The 14,419-nt window shown below is 69.2% G+C and carries 12 protein-coding genes; 4 read left to right on the top strand and 8 right to left on the bottom strand.

All coding sequences use genetic code 11. The features are described from left to right. Nucleotides 1-4: 4 nt before the first annotated feature. On the bottom strand, nucleotides 5-1,429 hold the full coding sequence (locus AC1KAT_RS20260; protein WP_480328798.1) for a CmpA/NrtA family ABC transporter substrate-binding protein: 1,425 nt from the start codon (nucleotides 1,427-1,429) through the stop codon (nucleotides 5-7). Nucleotides 1,430-1,708: 279 nt separating this feature from the next. Here AC1KAT_RS20260 and AC1KAT_RS20255 point away from each other — a divergent pair, with 279 nt between their 5' ends. Next, nucleotides 1,709-2,056, top strand: coding sequence for a DUF1428 domain-containing protein (locus AC1KAT_RS20255; RefSeq protein WP_480328797.1), 348 nt, complete (start codon nucleotides 1,709-1,711; stop codon nucleotides 2,054-2,056). Between the two features lie 81 nt (nucleotides 2,057-2,137). Here the strand turns inward: AC1KAT_RS20255 and AC1KAT_RS20250 are convergent, their stop codons facing one another. Continuing rightward, on the bottom strand, nucleotides 2,138-2,458 hold the full coding sequence (locus tag AC1KAT_RS20250; protein ID WP_480329216.1) for a thioredoxin family protein: 321 nt from the start codon (nucleotides 2,456-2,458) through the stop codon (nucleotides 2,138-2,140). A gap of 157 nt (nucleotides 2,459-2,615) precedes the next feature. Between AC1KAT_RS20250 and AC1KAT_RS20245 the strand changes: the two genes are divergently transcribed. Continuing rightward, on the top strand, nucleotides 2,616-2,975 hold the full coding sequence (locus tag AC1KAT_RS20245) for a hypothetical protein (RefSeq protein WP_480328796.1): 360 nt from the start codon (nucleotides 2,616-2,618) through the stop codon (nucleotides 2,973-2,975). A 233-nt stretch (nucleotides 2,976-3,208) separates the two neighbouring features. Further along, nucleotides 3,209-3,868: a L,D-transpeptidase gene (locus tag AC1KAT_RS20240; RefSeq protein ID WP_480328795.1), complete on the top strand. Its 660-nt coding sequence runs from the start codon at nucleotides 3,209-3,211 to the stop codon at nucleotides 3,866-3,868. A gap of 22 nt (nucleotides 3,869-3,890) precedes the next feature. Here the strand turns inward: AC1KAT_RS20240 and AC1KAT_RS20235 are convergent, their stop codons facing one another. From AC1KAT_RS20235 to AC1KAT_RS20220, 4 genes are all read right to left on the bottom strand, one after another. Beyond that, nucleotides 3,891-4,544, bottom strand: a complete 654-nt coding sequence (locus AC1KAT_RS20235; protein ID WP_480328794.1) for a response regulator — start codon at nucleotides 4,542-4,544, stop codon at nucleotides 3,891-3,893. Further along, nucleotides 4,541-5,791 (bottom strand): PAS domain-containing sensor histidine kinase, encoded by a 1,251-nt coding sequence (locus AC1KAT_RS20230; RefSeq protein ID WP_480328793.1) that lies wholly within the window; start codon nucleotides 5,789-5,791, stop codon nucleotides 4,541-4,543. Before AC1KAT_RS20230 ends, AC1KAT_RS20235 begins: the two co-directional genes overlap by 4 nt. Beyond that, nucleotides 5,772-6,944 (bottom strand): GGDEF domain-containing protein, encoded by a 1,173-nt coding sequence (locus AC1KAT_RS20225; RefSeq protein WP_480328792.1) that lies wholly within the window; start codon nucleotides 6,942-6,944, stop codon nucleotides 5,772-5,774. Before AC1KAT_RS20225 ends, AC1KAT_RS20230 begins: the two co-directional genes overlap by 20 nt. 143 nt (nucleotides 6,945-7,087) lie before the next feature. After that, entirely contained in the window at nucleotides 7,088-8,287 is a 1,200-nt protein-coding gene (locus AC1KAT_RS20220) for a GGDEF domain-containing protein (protein ID WP_480328791.1), read from the bottom strand. Nucleotides 8,288-8,584: 297 nt separating this feature from the next. Here AC1KAT_RS20220 and AC1KAT_RS20215 point away from each other — a divergent pair, with 297 nt between their 5' ends. Beyond that, entirely contained in the window at nucleotides 8,585-12,160 is a 3,576-nt protein-coding gene (locus AC1KAT_RS20215) for an indolepyruvate ferredoxin oxidoreductase family protein (protein WP_480328790.1), read from the top strand. Between the two features lie 47 nt (nucleotides 12,161-12,207). Here the strand turns inward: AC1KAT_RS20215 and AC1KAT_RS20210 are convergent, their stop codons facing one another. After that, nucleotides 12,208-13,323 (bottom strand): phospholipase A, encoded by a 1,116-nt coding sequence (locus AC1KAT_RS20210; protein WP_480328789.1) that lies wholly within the window; start codon nucleotides 13,321-13,323, stop codon nucleotides 12,208-12,210. Between the two features lie 114 nt (nucleotides 13,324-13,437). Next, nucleotides 13,438-14,373: a branched-chain amino acid ABC transporter permease gene (locus AC1KAT_RS20205; protein ID WP_480329214.1), complete on the bottom strand. Its 936-nt coding sequence runs from the start codon at nucleotides 14,371-14,373 to the stop codon at nucleotides 13,438-13,440. Nucleotides 14,374-14,419 lie beyond the last annotated feature (46 nt).

The following is a 14,419-nucleotide window of genomic DNA, read 5'->3' as shown; positions in this document are numbered from 1 at the left end:
CGCCTCAGCCCCGCTTGATTGCAAAGCTGTCGGCGTAGGCCTGCGCCTTGTCGGCGTCGAACACCTTGCCCATGACCGTGAACTTCGGGTACGCGCCCTCGGGCGGCTTCTGGTCGAGCTGGCGCATGGTCTTCTTCGCGTCGGTCAGCAAGAAGACCTTCTCGGCGATCTGCTTGTAGTTCACGTCGCCCTTGATGTAGCCCCAGCGCTTCATCTGCGTGAGCATCCACACAGCCATGCTCTGCCAGGGCATGGGGTCGAAGTCGGCGCGGTCGGGCACCTTCTTCACGTTGCCCAGGCCGTCGGCGAAAGTGCCGGTGAGCACCTGTTTGATCACCGCTTCGGGCTGGTTCAGGTAGGCCTGTGGCGCGATCACCTTGGCGATCAGCTCGCGGTTCTTGGCCTCGCGCGCCATCGCGGCCGAGGTGAGCACCGCGCGGTACAGCGCCGCGAAGGTGTTGGGGTGTTTCTGGATGAACTCGGTGCTGGTGCCGAAGGCGCAGCAGGGGTGGCCGTTCCACAGATCTTTGGTGAGCAGGTGGATGAAGCCGACCTCTTCGAACACCGCACGCTGGTTGAACGGGTCGGGGCCGAGGAAGCCATCGATGTTGCCCGAGCGCAGGTTGGCCACCATCTCGGGCGGCGGCACCACGCGGATCTGCACGTCGCGGTCGGGGTCGATGCCGGCTTCTGCGAGGTAGTAGCGCAGCAGGAAGTTGTGCATCGAGTAGTCGAAGGGCACGGCGAACTTGAAGCCCTTCCAGTTTTTCGGGTCGCGGTTGTCCTTGTGCTTGAGCGCGAGCGTGATCGCCTGGCCGTTGATGTTCTGGATCGTCGCCACGTTCATCGGCGTGGCGTTCGAGCCCAGGCCGAGCGAGATGGCCAAGGGCATCGGCGACAGGAAGTGCGTCGCGTCGTACTCCTTGTTGAGCATCTTGTCGCGGATCAGCGCCCAGCCGGCTGTCTTGACGACCTGCACGTCGAGCCCCTGCTTGGCATAGAAGCCCAGCGGGTGCGCCATGATCAGAGGCGTCGCGCAGGTGATCGGGATGAAGCCGATCTTCAGGTCTTTCTTCTCAAGCGCGCCCTTCTCTTGAGCCATGGCCTGCAAAGGTGCCAGCGGCAACACGCTGCCGATGGCCGCCATCGCCGTGCCCTTGCCCACCGCACGCAAGAAGCGCCGGCGCACGTCGTCTTGCGGAAAGATCGCCTTCACCAGCGCGGCTTCGATGAACTCGTTCGAGCAGGCCTCGAACTCGCTGGTCTCGCTGCGGCGCCGAAGCTCGGCCACCGCGGCGGTGGCGCTGCGGTGTTCGGCTGGCGACGCGTGCTGGCCGCAGGCGCAGCGCATCAGCAGCGGTCGGTCGGCGTCGTAGGGGTCGAAACGCGGGGCCGAAAGCCCGCCTGGGGAAAGGTCGTCGTCGCGCATGCAGGGTCCCTCGTTCGTTGTGGAACGATGCTAGGGACCGGGGCGCGCGAAAGTAATCGTGAGCAGCGGCCTTCTGCTGTAGTGCCAGCCCTACAGGCCCGGGCCCCGGCCGAAGGCCCAACCGCCGCCGCGGTCTTGCGCGTCGGGGATCATGGCTTCGCGCGGGTTCGAAAAAAAAGTTCGGTCCGCCTGTCGATTCGAGTCTCGGCCGATCGTCGTGCTCAAGACGGCGCCCGTCATCCCGACGCCAGCGCTTTGTTCCCCCTCGAAGGAGATGCCATGTTCTACGTAGACGGATTCGTTGTGCCGGTGCCCACAGCCAAGAAAGACGCCTACCGCCAACTCGCCGAGGCCGCCGCCCAGGTGTTCAAGGACCACGGCGCACTCACGGTCGTCGAGTGCTGGGGCGATGACGTGCCCCCGGGCAAGCTGACGTCGTTCCCGCTTTCGGTGCAACTCAAGGACGGCGAGACGGTGGTCTTTTCCTGGATCACCTGGCCTTCGCGCAGCGCGCGTGACACGGGCATGGAAAAAGCCATGGCCGACCCGCGCTTGCAGACGAAGGACATGCCTTTCGATGGCCAGCGGATGATCTTTGGCGGCTTCGAGGCGATCGTCTCGGCGTAGCCGCCATCGGTGCAGTCGGGAAGCCCACCCGCGGATCGAGGACCCAGAAAGCAGGTGTCGCGCACCCTCGCCAGGCCGCACTCAGGCCTCGATGCGGGCCAGCGCCTCGGCAATGGCCTTCGCATCGCCGGGGCGCACGAGGCGCTCGACCTCCTGCCCATCGCGCAGGAAGACGAGCGTCGGCCACAGCTTGATGCCGAACGAGCGGCCGAGCTTGCGGCCCGGGCCGTCTTCCACGCGCAGGTGCTGCACCTTCGCGTGGCCGGCCAGGGCCTGTTCGACAAGCGGCGTGGCGGCGCGGCAGTAGCCGCACCAGTTGGTGCCGAATTCGACGACGGCCGCACCGGGCAACGCATCGACCTCGGCCCGCGAGGTGTCGCTGGGGGTGTAGTTCTGGATCATGGGCGTCTCTTGCAAATCGGTCGAAGCCGCGGGGCGCTTGCGCAGCGCGGCGCTGCCCGGCAGTCTGCCTGCGGTGCGATAACCCCGCTTGCAGCGCTGCGCCCCAAGGCACGCGCATTGCCCCTCGTCGGCACCCACCACGACCGAGGACACGTCCATGATCACCCCCCTTTGGCTGCAAGCCCTTCAGCAATTCGACCGCCGCCGCCGGGGCCTGCCCGGTGAGCACTCGGTGGCGTTCACCACCGGCGCCTGGCTGCTGCTGCGCGCCGGGCGCGGGCGGTCGCCCTGGGTGCGCGCCCTGTGCCTGGCCGCGGGCGGCGCCATGGTCTACCGCTCGATCAGCGGCCGCGATGGCTTGCTGGCCAAACTGCGCCCCGACAACCCGGGCGCGAGCGAACCGCCGCTGGCCACGCCCGCCAGCGGCGCGGCGCCCCTGGTGTCGAACGCACCGGCGGCCGAAGGCCAGGCCGCGCTCGACCAGCTGAGGCGCGAGCGCGACGTGCTGCCCGGCTGAGGGACCGCCGCGCGCCCTCCGGCGCTGCGCCGCCCCGCGGCGGTTCCGCACCCGACGCACGCAATTGCAAGCACGTGTCTGTCGTGCATTGCTGCCGGTTTTCGAAGGATCGCCCGTCCCCCGTCTGCCTAGCATTTGCGCCTTGAACGCGAGGGTGCCGGTGGCGCCCCGCGCACCGGGGATGCTGGGCGATGCGGTGTGGAGGGAAAGCCCTGCGGGGCGCGTTGCTGGCGATGGCCGCGGCGCTGGGGGCGACGGCGGTGCAAGCGAGCGCGCGGCCGTCGGTGGCGGCCACAGCGTCCCACCAGGTCACACCGGGCGCGACCACGGCCACGCTGGAGTTGTCGCCCGACGCCCGTGCCTTGCGCGACTGGGTGATCCACACCGGCGACCACCAGCAACGCCCCTTCGCGCTGGTCGACAAGAAAAGCGCTCGCATCCACGTGTTCATGCCCGACGGGCGCGAGACCGGCTCGGCCCACGCCCTGCTCGGCCAGGCCGTCGGCGACCACACCGTGCCCGGTGTGGGCGATGGCGACGTGAACCTCATTCCCGTGGCGCACCGCACCACCCCGGCCGGCCGCTTCGACACCGAGCCTGGGCGCAACCTGAGCGGCGAAGCCATCGTCTGGGTCGACTACGACGCGGCCTTCGCCATCCACCGCGTGCGGCCGGGCCGTTCGCAGGCGGCACGCCTGCAGCGCCTGGCGACCCCGAGCGCGGCCGACAACCGCGCCTCGCTCGGCTGCGTGGTGCTGGCGCCGGGCTTCTACGACACGGTGATCGCCCCCACGCTCGGCCGTCGCCGCGGCGTGGTCTACGTGCTGCCCGAGACGCGCCCGATGCGGGCAGTGTTCGGCGTGCACGGCAGCGACGTGGCCCAGGGCCGCTGAGCGCGGGCGGCGCCCGCGCCGCTCACACCTGCGCGAGGTCTTCCTTCACCGCGTACAGGGCCAGTTCGACGTCGTTGCGCACACCGGTTTTCTCGAGAATGCGCGCGCGGTAGGTGCTCACCGTGTTGGACGACAGCGCGAGCTGCTCGGCGATCTCGCCCACGCTGCGACCGGCGGTCAGCAGGCGAAACACCTGGTACTCGCGGTGCGACAGCCGCTCGTGCAAGGCCTGCCCGGATTCGTGCTGGCCGCTCACCGAGGTGGCCAGGTGCTCGGCCACGCTGGGGGTGATGAACAAGCCCCCGGCCGCCACCTTGCGGATCGCCCCGATGACCTGCTCGGAATCGGCGCTCTTGTTCAGGTAGCCCACCGCGCCGAGCTTCAGGCTGCGCACGGCGTACTGCTTGTCGGGGTAGGTGCTGAGCATCAGCACCGGCAATTTGGTGAACTCGCTCTTCAACTGGCGCAGCACGTCGAGGCCGTCGCGGTGCGGCATGGCAATGTCCATCAGCACCACGTCGATGCCGCCCGTGGCCTGCGCAGCGCGCACCTGGCGCACCGCATCGGCCCCGTTGTCGGCCTCGCCGGCCACCACGATGTCGGCCGCGTCGGCCAGCATCTGCTTGATGCCCTCGCGCACGATCACGTGGTCGTCGCACACCAGCACACGGATCATGTCGTCGCTCCTTCTTCTGACGGGCCCGGCAGCGGCATCGTGAGCTTCACCGTCGTGCCGCGCCCCGGCGCCGTGTCGATGCGCAACTGACCGCCGAAGTGGCCCGCGCGTTCGCGCATGCCCATCACGCCATAGCTGCGGGGGTGGGCCAGCGCCTGCGGCTCGGCGCCGCAGCCGTCGTCGCTGACGACCAGGTGCAGCACGGCGCCCGGCGGCTCTTCGACGTAGAGGCGGATGCGCAGCGAGCGCGCGTTCGCATGGCGCGCCACGTTGCTCAGCACTTCTTGAAAGATGCGAAACACCGCAATGGCCCAGCGCTCGCCCTGCGGGCCGCTCGGCGGCATGACACCGGCGGCCACCACCACCTGCAGGTCGGCCTGCAACTCGGTCTTCTCGATGAACTCTTGCGCCTGCCATTCGAGCGCCGCCCACAGGCCCTGGTGGTCGAGGATGCTCGGGCGCAGGTCGGTGATGATGCGGCCCACGTTGTCGACCGCGCGGTCGATCAGGCGGCCCATGTCCTGGCACTTGCACTGCAGGCCGTGGCGATCGACCTCGGGTTGCGCGATGCGCTTGCCGACCCAGTTGACGTCCATCTTCAACGCGACCAGCAGCGAGCCGAGCTCGTCGTGGATCTCGCGGGCGATGCGCGTGCGCTCGTCTTCGCGCACGGTTTCGAGGTATGCCGACAGCTCGCGCAATTGGCCCAGCGCCTGGGTCAGCTCGTGCGTGCGCTCTTCGACGCGGCGCTCGAGCTGTTCGCGCGCCTGGGCGAGCTGCGCTTCGGCGCGCTTGCGCTCGGTGATGTCGATCAGCGTGACCACCGCACCCAGCACGCGCCCCCGGTCGATCACCGGGTACGACGAGTACTCGGCATGGAAGGCCGTGCCATCGGCGCGCCACAGCACCTCGCTGTCGATGCGGCACGGCAGGCCACGGCGAAAGGCATTGAAGATCGGGCAGTCGGACTCGGGGTAGTGCCGCCCATCGGCGTGCGTGTGGTGCATCAGCGCGTGCATGTTCTGGCCGAGCACGGCGTCGGTGCGCCGGCCCAGCATCTCGGCGGCCGCGCGGTTGACGAAGGTGCAACGTCCCGCCATGTCCACGCCGAAGATGCCTTCGCCCGTGCATTCGAGCAGCAGGGCGATCTGGTCGGACCAGAGCGCCTCTTCGTGCGGCGCAGCACCGCCCCGGCGCCACAGCGGCGCGGCGTCGTTCAGGACGGGTTCAACTGTCGGCGACCACACACTCCGCTCCATCGGCCTCGGGCGGAGCGGGTGTTTGCAAGGGACGTGCCAAAGCGGTGCGGTCGCGGCCTTCGGCCTTGGCGCGGTAGAGCGCGGCATCGGCCTCTTCGAGCGCGGTGTCCATGCGCACGTCCACCGGCACGTCGGCCACGCCCGCCGAGAAGGTGACGCGCAGACCCGGCACGATGTCGTCGAAGCTGGTCGCCGCCAGCATCGTGCGCAGGCGTTCGATGCACAGCAGCGCCTGCTGTGCGCTGGCGTTCGGCAACAGCAGCACGAACTCTTCGCCGCCCCAGCGGCCGACCGCGTCGCCCGCGCGCAGGCTTTGCGCGGCGACGTTGGCAAAGCGCTTGAGCACCGCGTCGCCGGCGCCGTGGCCGTGGGTGTCGTTGATGCGTTTGAAGTGGTCGAGGTCGAGCAGGCCCACGCTCAGCGGCAGGCCGCTGCGCTGCTGCCGGTTTCGCTCGCCGACCATCAGCACGATCATGTGGCGGCGGTTCGGCAGGCCGGTCAGTTCGTCCTGGGTGGCGAGCATCTGGTTGGCCTCGACCGCGCGGGCCAACGCCGCCTTCTGCGTCTTCATGCGCTCGCGCAGCATGTTCATGCGCGCGGCCAGACGCACCAGCGCATAGAGCAGGATGCCGATGTAAGCCAGGTGCACCGCCTCGATGGCCGGTGGGTAGCGCGCCGGGTCGTGCAGCACCTTCCAGCCCATCACCAGCGCAAAGAGGGCGAATGCCGACACGCCCATCCAGCGGGCACGCACCTCGCTCAGCGCGAACATGCCGTAGACGAAGCACAACAAGAGCGTGGCCATCGCGCCCGCGCGCGCCGGCCCGGTGACGGCGTAGGCCCAGGCCGCGACCACCACGCCCGCGGCGATCTGCGGCATCGTCAGCGACGGGTCTTCGAAGCGCTCGTTCCAGCCCAGGCGCACGACCAGGAAGAAACCTAAACCGACGACGCAGATCGCCGAAATCAGCAAGGCCGCCTCGGAGGCGCTCAGGATGCCCAGCGGCACCTCGGCCACGTGCACCATCGCCGAGGCGAGGTAGGCCCCGCTGGCGAGCAAGGACTGCGACGCGCGCAGGCGCTGGGGGCCGGGCGGGCCGACCAGCCAGCGAATCAGGCGTGCTGACGTTTGCGGAGTCATCCGCGGCTTATCGTCCCCGAGGCCAGGTACTTGAGCCCTCGGCCGCGGGGGGCGCGCACGGGGCGCGACGGCAACGGCCCTGCTGTGCAAAGAGGCCGCAATCTCGGCCCGGCCCGGCGCGGAGCCGGGACAAGATCAAGCGATCAGGCGATCAGCACGCGGTCGCGGCCGGCCTCGATGGCCGTGTGCAAGGCCGACTCGGCGCGCTGCACGGTCTGCATCACCGACTCGCCCGCGCGGTGCTCGATGACCCCGGCCGTGAAGCTCAGGCGCACCGAAGGCTCGGCCACATCGGTCATGGCGCGCCGGCTGCGCTCGTGCAGGCGTTCGAGGCCCAGGCGGGCCAACGAGGCGCGCGTGTTCGACAGCAGCAGCAGGAAGCGCTTGTCGTCCCAGCGCGAAAGGATGTCCGAGATGCGCACCACGTGCATCGCCTCTTGGGCAAAGCGCTGCAGCAGCAGGTCGCCGGCGTGCGAGCCGCCGTCGGCGCGCATGCGGTCGTAGTCGTCGAGTTCGAGCACCGCGATGCAGAAGGTCTGCCCCGAGCGCACACCGCGCTGGCGCTCCTGCTCCATCAGGTCGAACATGTGCCGGCGGTTGATGAGGCCGGTGAGTTCGTCGCGCGTGGCGAGTTCTTGGATGCGCCCGAGCGCCAGCGCGAGGTCTTTCTTCTGGCGGCGCAGGCGTGCGCGCAGACGGCTCAGGTGACCCGCCAGCAGCGAGATCGCCGGCACCATGATGGCGATCATCATGAAGTGCCCGAGTTCGACCTTGGGGTCGTACACCGCCGGCTTGCGCAGCGCCATCGCGAGCATCGTGAGCCCGAACACCGCCACGGCGAAGAAGCCCGTGCCGCGCACATGCGCCGGCGGCAACGAGTACATGCCGAACATGAAGGTGACCATCAGGATCGGGAAGGCAGCGCCGCGCCCGGGGCCCGCCAGCGCGTAGCCCAGCGCCGCGAAGACGATGGCGTAAGCCATCTGCGGCACGGTCAGCGAAGGTTCGGCATAGCCGAGGTTGCGGTTGAAGCGGATGGTCAGGAAGAAGACCACGAAGCCGCCGATCAACCCGAGCGACCACAGGGCCACCGGCTCGAACGGGGCGAAGCCGGCCCACACCAGGTACTGCATGTTGACCACGCTGCCCAGCGCCAGCAGCATGGCCATGCCGCACTGCACCGTGCGAATGCGCTGCTTCGGGTCGCGGCCCAGCACCCAGTCGGACAGGCGCATCAGCAAGGCCCAGCCGAAGGGCGGGCGGTCGCCCGACCGACGCATGGGAGCCGCCGATGCACGCGCGAGGCGCCCGGGGGGCAACACGGCAATGTGGGTCTTCTCCATCGGTACGGGCACTTCATGGGGTGGGAGGCCTCCGCGACGCCGGCCCCTTTGTGCAGGGCGCCGTCAGCGCGGGCGTATTGTTTCACCGTTCCGCAGCGTGAATTCCACCTCACTGGGTGAATCGGTAACCGGGCGCACCGGGGGCATTCGAGAACAAGGCCCCGTTCACCGCCCCTGGAACCCTGGCGCAGGCCCACCATCGAAGGGGATGTGCCTACACTGGGCCGAACGGAATCCGCGCCAGCCGCAGCGGGCCACAAGCTCGCTTCGGGCGCCTCGCGTCGAAGGAGCTTGCGCATGAATGCACCGCTTCCCGAGTCCATCCGCCGCGCGCTGGAAAGCGTCGCGCTGGACGACAAGTACCGCCTGGAAACCGGCCGCGCCTTCATGAGCGGCGTGCAGGCCCTGGTGCGGCTGCCGATGCTGCAGCGCACACGCGATGCGATGGCCGGGCTCAACACCGCCGGCTTCATCAGCGGTTACCGCGGCTCGCCGCTCGGCACCTACGACCAGGCCTTGTGGACCGCGAAGGAGCACCTCGCCGCGCACCGCATCGTCTTTCAACCCGGCGTCAATGAAGAGCTGGGCGCGACCGCCGTGTGGGGCACGCAGCAGCTCGACCTGCACCCCGACAAGAACAAGTACGACGGCGTGTTCGGCCTCTGGTACGGCAAGGGCCCGGGGGTGGACCGCTGCATCGACGTTTTCAAGCACGCCAACATGGCCGGCACCGCCCGGCTCGGCGGCGTGGTCGCGGTGGCCGGCGACGACCACGTCAGCAAGAGCAGCACGGCCGCGCACCAGAGCGACCACGTGTTCAAGGCGTGCGGCTTCCCGGTGTTCTTTCCGACCAGCGTGCAAGACATCCTGGACCTCGGCCTGCATGCCTTCGCGCTGAGCCGCTTCGCGGGTGTGTGGTCGGCGATGAAGACCATCCAAGAGATCGTCGAATCGTCGAGCAGCGTGTGGGTGGACCCGGACCGCGTCGACATCGTGCTGCCGCAAGACTTCGTGATGCCCGAAGGCGGCCTGCACATCCGCTGGCCCGACGCACCGCTCGCGCAAGAGGCGCGGCTCATGGACCACAAGTGGTACGCCGCGCTCGCGTACATCCGCGCGAACAAGCTCAACCACAACGTGATCGACGCGCCGAACGCCCGCTTCGGCATCATCGCCAGCGGCAAGGCCTACAACGACACGCGGCAAGCCCTGCACGACCTCGGCCTCGACGACGACACCTGCCGGCGCATCGGCCTGCGGCTGCACAAGGTCAACGTCGTGTGGCCGCTCGAAGCCACCACCACGCGCGAGTTCGCCGCCGGGCTGCAAGAGATTCTGGTGGTCGAAGAGAAGCGCCAGATGATCGAGTACCAGCTCAAGGAAGAGCTGTACAACTGGCGCCCTGATGTGCGGCCCAACGTGCTGGGCAAGTTCGACGAGGCCGAGGGCGACCGCACCGGCGGCGAGTGGTCGCAGCCCAACCCCAGCGGCAACTGGCTGCTGCGCGCGCAGGCCGACCTGACGCCCGCGATCATCGCCAAGGCCATTGCCAAGCGGCTGAAGAAGCTCAGGCTCGACGCCGGCATTGAAGCGCGCATCGACGCCCGCATCGCCGTCATCACCGCCAAAGAACGCAGCCTGCAGACGCTGCAGGTCGGCGGCGCCGAGCGCCTGCCCTTCTTCTGCAGCGGCTGCCCGCACAACACCTCGACGCGCGTGCCCGAGGGCTCGCGCGCGCTGGCCGGCATCGGCTGTCACTACATGGCGCTGTGGATGAACCGCAGCACCGAAACCTTCAGCCAGATGGGCGGCGAAGGGGTGGCCTGGGTCGGGCAGGCGCCGTTCACGACCGAGCCGCACGTGTTCGCCAACCTGGGCGATGGCACCTACTTTCACTCGGGCGTGCTCGCCGTGCGCCAGTCCATCGCGGCGGGCGTGAACATCACCTACAAGCTGCTCTACAACGACGCGGTGGCCATGACCGGTGGCCAGCCGGTGGACGGCACGCTGCAGGTGCCCGAGATCACACGCGAGCTCGAAGCCGAAGGCGCCAAGCAGATCGTCGTCGTGAGCGACGAGCCCGAGAAGTACACCGACGACGCGGCCGTGCGTGCGCGCCTCGCCCCCGGCGTGACCGTGCACCACCGCGACGAGCTCGACGCCGTGCAGGTGCAGTTGCGCAACGTGCCCGGCTGCACCGTGCTGATCTACGACCAGACCTGCGCCAGCGAGAAGCGCCGGCGCCGCAAGCGCGGCACGATGGAAGACCCGCCCAAGCGCGTCGTCATCAACGAGCTGGTGTGCGAAGGCTGCGGCGACTGCTCGACGCAAAGCCACTGCCTGAGCGTCGAGCCGGTCGAGACCGAGTTCGGCCGCAAGCGCCGCATCAACCAGAGCAGCTGCAACAAGGACTACTCGTGCCTGAAAGGCTTCTGCCCGAGCTTCGTCACGGTCGAAGGCGGGCAGCTCAAGGCCAAGAAGGCGGCACCGCAGCGGCCCTCGCTCGATGCGCTGCCACCGCTGCCCGAGCCGCAGCTGCCGTCGGCGGCCACGGCCTTCGGCATCGTCGTCGCCGGCATCGGCGGCACGGGCGTGATCACCATCGGCCAGGTGCTGGGCATGGCGGCGCACCTCGAAGGCAAGGGCATCGTCACGCAAGACGCGGCGGGCCTGGCGCAGAAGGGCGGCAGCACATGGAGCCACATCCAGATCGCCGACACGCCCGAGGCCATCCACACCACCAAGGTCGGCACTGCCGAGGCCGACCTCGTGCTCGGCTGCGACCCCATCGTGGCGGCGACGCCGGCCACGCTGGGGTTGATGCGCGAGGGCCGCACCTTCGTCGCGCTCAACACGCACGGCGCACCGACCGCCGCCTTCGTGGCGCAGCCGGACTGGCAGTTCCCCAGCGCCTCGTGTGAAGCGGCCATCACCGCCGCGGTCGGCAGTGCGCAGCTCGGCCGACTCGACGCCGACCAACTGGCCGTGCAACTGCTCGGCGACTCGATCTACGCCAACCCGCTGATGCTTGGGTACGCGTGGCAGAAGGGCCGCGTGCCGCTGACGCACGAAGCGCTGATGCGCGCCATCGAACTCAACGGCGTGCAGGTCGAACGCAACCAGGCCGCGTTCGAATGGGGCCGGCGCGCCGCGCACGACCCGGCGGCGGTGGCAGCTCTGGCGCAACCCGCACAGGTGATCGCGTTCATGCCCCGGGCGACCAACCTCGACGCGCTGATCGCCCAGCGGGCGGACTTTCTCATCGCGTACCAGAACGCGGGCTATGCCGACCGCTACCGCGCCTTCGTCGCCCGCGTGCGCGAAGCCGAAGCGCGGCTGAACGCGGGCCATCGCCTCACCGAAGCCGTTGCGCGCGGCCTCTTCAAGCTGATGGCCTACAAGGACGAGTACGAGGTCGCACGCCTGCACACCGACCCGGCCTTCGTGCAGAAGATCACCGAGCAATTCGAAGGCGACTACACGCTGCGCCACCACCTGGCGCCGCCACTGCTGTCACGCAAGAACGCGCAGGGCCAGCCGCTCAAGCAGAGCTTCGGGCCGTGGGTGCGCGTGGCCTTCGGCCTGCTGCGCCACTTCAAGGGGCTGCGCGGCACGCCCTTCGACCCCTTCGGCCGCAGCGCCGAACGCCGCGAAGAGCGCGCCTTGATCGACGAGTACCGGGCGAGCATCGAGACGCTGTTGCCTGGGCTCTCGGCCGAGAACCTGTCGCTCGCGGTGCAGATCGCGCACATGCCCGACGACATCCGCGGCTATGGGCACGTGAAGCAGCGGCACCTGGTGGCGGCCCGCGCGAAGTGGGCGGGGCTGATGGCGCAGTGGCGCGAGCGCTCGGGTCTGCAGCACGCGGCGTGACGCGGGCGGTTTGACCAACGCACCCCGAAGGCCGCTGCGCGGCCGCCTCAGAACTGCACGAAGCTCACCCCCGCACCCAGGCTCGTCTGGCGGAAGTTGTAGTCGGTCAAGGTCTCGCCATAGCCCTGGAAGGCCTGCACGAACCAGCGCATGCCATTGGGCTGGTCGCTGAACACGGGGTAGCTGTACTCGAAGGTCAGGCTGCCGAAATTGGCGCCCTGCAGCGTGCTGCGGTACTGCACCGAGGCCAGGGCCGGCCCCGAGGCCCAGGTCAGCAAGAACTCGCCGCGGCCGCGGTAGCTGACGAGGTCGGGGTTGTTGTCGCTCGACCCCTCTTCGCGGATGCGCTTGTTGACGCGCGCGATCAGCGACCACGGGCCGCGCTCGAAGCCGCCGGCCAGGTAGACGCGGTTCCAGCTGCGAGAGAGCGGGTCCGACTGCCCGTTCGACTGGTGCGCCAAGCCCAGCTGCCAATAGCGCCATTGCCAATCGAACGGCAACGCACGCAGGCGCCGGTCGGTGGGCACGACGTACATCAGCTCGGGCTCGTAGTCGGTGTTGCGGAAGGGCTTGGAGTCGGTGCCGTTGTAGATCTGCCAGAGCGCTTGCTGCGTGTAGCCGAGCCACAGGTCGGCATCGTCCCAACCCAGGCCCTGCACGACCTTCGTGCGCAGCGAGACCTGGAACTTCGCCTCGACCTTCCGGTACGCCGGCCGCGGCACGACGGCCTGGTTGGGCGATTGCGGCGCGCGGTTGATGCGGCTCGTGACGTGCACCGGCAGCAGGTAGTTGGTGCGGTAGCCGGTGAGCAAGAACGTGCCGCGCTTGTCTTGCGGGTCCAGTTCCCAGAGCTTGGACAGCAGGCTCGCGTCAGGGTGCGCTTCGGCCGCCGGCGGCAGCGGGGCCGTGGGCGGCGCCAGCAGCGAAGGCGAGCCCGTGGCGGGCACCAGCGGTTGCTGCGTCACCTGGGCGGGCAGTTGCAGCGGCGCGCGCCCGGCCAGCTTGTCGTAGCAGGCGAGGCGGTCGGCCGCTGCCCCGATGGCGGCGCAGCTGGCCAGCTCTTCCGCGCTGGGCGGCTGGGCGGCCGCCGGGATGGCAACGAAAGCCGCGGCCATCAGGCCTGGGCGAAGCGAAGCGGCCACGAAGCCGGGTCGAAAGGGCATGGTCCGATCAAAGAATGGGTCAGGCACCCGGCCGATGGTAGGCACACGCGGCCGGCCGCGTGCGCGCAGGGATGATGCGCGGCCACGGTGGTCGCGGCCAGGCTCGCGGGCCGCTCAGCGGTAGCCGCGACGCTTCAGCAAGGCGATCAGTTCGCCGACGATGCCGCGGCGGAAGGCCAGCACGCACAACACGAAGATCACACCGATGATCACCGTGACCCACGAGCCCACGCGGTCGGCCAGGAAGTTCTGCAGGCCGATGATGGTGAAGGCGCCCACTACCGGGCCGGCGAAGGTCGAGAGCCCGCCCAGCAGCGTCATCAGGATCACCTCGCCCGACAGCGACCAGTGCACGTCGGTCAACGTCGCGAAACCCAGCACCAGCGTCTTCATCGCACCGGCCAGCCCGGCGAGGCCCGACGACAGCACGAAGGCCAGCAGCTTGTAGCGGTCGACGTGGTAGCCGAGCGAGATGGCACGCGGCTCGTTCTCGCGGATGGCCTTGAGCACCTGGCCGAAGGGCGAGTGCACGATGCGCAGAATCAGCAGGAACACCCCGGCAAAGACGGCCAGCACGAAGAAGTACATCCCGAGGTCGCTCTCGAGCGACAACAGGCCGAAGAGCTTGCCGCGCGGCACGCCTTGCAGGCCGTCTTCGCCGCCGGTGAAGGGCGCCTGCAGGCACACGAAATAGACCATCTGCGCCATCGCGAGCGTGATCATCGCGAAGTAGATGCCCTGGCGGCGAATGGCGATCAAGCCCACGCCCAGACCCAGCAACGCGGCGATGCCGGTGCCGGCCAGCAGGCCGAGTTCGGGCGACCAGCCCGCGCTGCGCACCAACCAGCCAGTGGCGTAGGCCGCCGAGCCAAAAAACGCAGCGTGGCCGAACGACAGCAGCCCGGTGAAGCCCAGCAGCAGGTTGAAGGCGCAGGCGAACATCGCAAAGCACAGCGCCTTCATCACGAAGATGGGGTACACGCCGACGAAGGGCGCGACGGCCAGCGCGACGAGCGCAGCGATCCAGAAGACGCGGCTCGCGGTGGTCAGCGAACGCGGCGTGGCGGCGGGCGCCGTTGACGGGTTGGCGGCCGAA

This window comes from Piscinibacter sp. PDB5-1 (assembly GCF_056676035.1).
This window is presented reverse-complemented; position numbering and strand designations above follow the sequence as displayed.

Excerpts from the sequence above, each read along its gene's own strand:
- AC1KAT_RS20220 (WP_480328791.1), bottom strand. The coding sequence starts at position 8,287 with ATGGAGAAGACCCACATTGCCGTGTTGCCCCCCGGGCGCCTCGCGCGT.
- AC1KAT_RS20225 (WP_480328792.1), bottom strand. The coding sequence starts at position 6,944 with ATGACTCCGCAAACGTCAGCACGCCTGATTCGCTGGCTGGTCGGCCCG.
- AC1KAT_RS20255 (WP_480328797.1), top strand. The coding sequence starts at position 1,709 with ATGTTCTACGTAGACGGATTCGTTGTGCCGGTGCCCACAGCCAAGAAA.
- AC1KAT_RS20210 (WP_480328789.1), bottom strand. The coding sequence starts at position 13,323 with ATGCCCTTTCGACCCGGCTTCGTGGCCGCTTCGCTTCGCCCAGGCCTG.
- AC1KAT_RS20235 (WP_480328794.1), bottom strand. The coding sequence starts at position 4,544 with ATGATCCGTGTGCTGGTGTGCGACGACCACGTGATCGTGCGCGAGGGC.
- AC1KAT_RS20250 (WP_480329216.1), bottom strand. The coding sequence starts at position 2,458 with ATGATCCAGAACTACACCCCCAGCGACACCTCGCGGGCCGAGGTCGAT.
- AC1KAT_RS20245 (WP_480328796.1), top strand. The coding sequence starts at position 2,616 with ATGATCACCCCCCTTTGGCTGCAAGCCCTTCAGCAATTCGACCGCCGC.
- AC1KAT_RS20240 (WP_480328795.1), top strand. The coding sequence starts at position 3,209 with ATGGCCGCGGCGCTGGGGGCGACGGCGGTGCAAGCGAGCGCGCGGCCG.
- AC1KAT_RS20215 (WP_480328790.1), top strand. The coding sequence starts at position 8,585 with ATGAATGCACCGCTTCCCGAGTCCATCCGCCGCGCGCTGGAAAGCGTC.
- AC1KAT_RS20260 (WP_480328798.1), bottom strand. The coding sequence starts at position 1,429 with ATGCGCGACGACGACCTTTCCCCAGGCGGGCTTTCGGCCCCGCGTTTC.